Here is an 891-nt window from a genome sequence, read left to right on the forward strand (position 1 = left end):
GATCCCGAACTCTATTCACACCTGACCGGCTTCTATTCGCTGGCTAACGGATCGACACAGCTCGAATCGGTCATGAATCCCGAGCTGACGGGCAAGAGCCAGGACCAGTTCTTCGACAGGCTCGTGAACCTGTTTTCCGGCAAGGAGAACGAAGGTGCCTCGGTCGAGCTGACCATCGACCCTGAACTCCAAAAATTCGTCTACGATTTGATTCCCGAAGGTACGCGCGGATCCATCATCGTCTCGGAGCCCAAGACCGGAAACATCCTGGCCATGGCCTCAAAACCAAGCTACGACACCAACCTTCTGGCCGTGCACAGCACCACTAAGGCTGCGGAGAACATGAAGAAGGTCCTCGCTGAGAACCCAAATTTGAGTCCTTACCGAAACCCTGCCCTTTTCAACACCATGAACCCCGGCTCCAGCTTCAAGATCCTCGATCTGGTTGCGGGTCTTGAATCGGGCAATTACAACGCCGACACAGTGCTGAAGAACCCGGAGAAGATCACGGATCCGGTGAAGATGTCCAACTTCAATGAGGGTATCTGTGCCTCGCGGTCGGAGGCTACGTTGGAATTCATCGTGGCCCAGAGCTGCAACACTCCCTTTGCCCTGATGAGCAAGGAACTTGGACCAGAGCCATTCGAAAACGTCACCGAACGCTTTGGCTTTGGCCAGCAACTGAACATTCCGCTGCCCGTCCAGCCCAGCATATTCCCACCGAATATGACTCCGGCTGACTTGGCGCTGGCCTCAATCGGTGGATCAGAGGTGATGACAACAGCCATGCAAATGAACATGGTCGCCATGGGCATTGCCAATGATGGGGTCATCATGGAACCGAACCTCGTCAAACAGGTTATGGCCCCGGACCTCCGCGTGCTTTCCAGC

General features: G+C 55.1%; 1 protein-coding gene. It reads left to right on the forward strand.

Annotated features, from left to right (window positions below):
• Window positions 1-891: penicillin-binding transpeptidase domain-containing protein (locus tag B879_RS23955; protein ID WP_040401572.1), on the forward strand; the 891-nt coding region annotated here is incomplete at both ends.

Source organism: Cecembia lonarensis LW9, from assembly GCF_000298295.1.
GTDB classification, from domain to species: Bacteria; Bacteroidota; Bacteroidia; order Cytophagales; family Cyclobacteriaceae; genus Cecembia; species Cecembia lonarensis.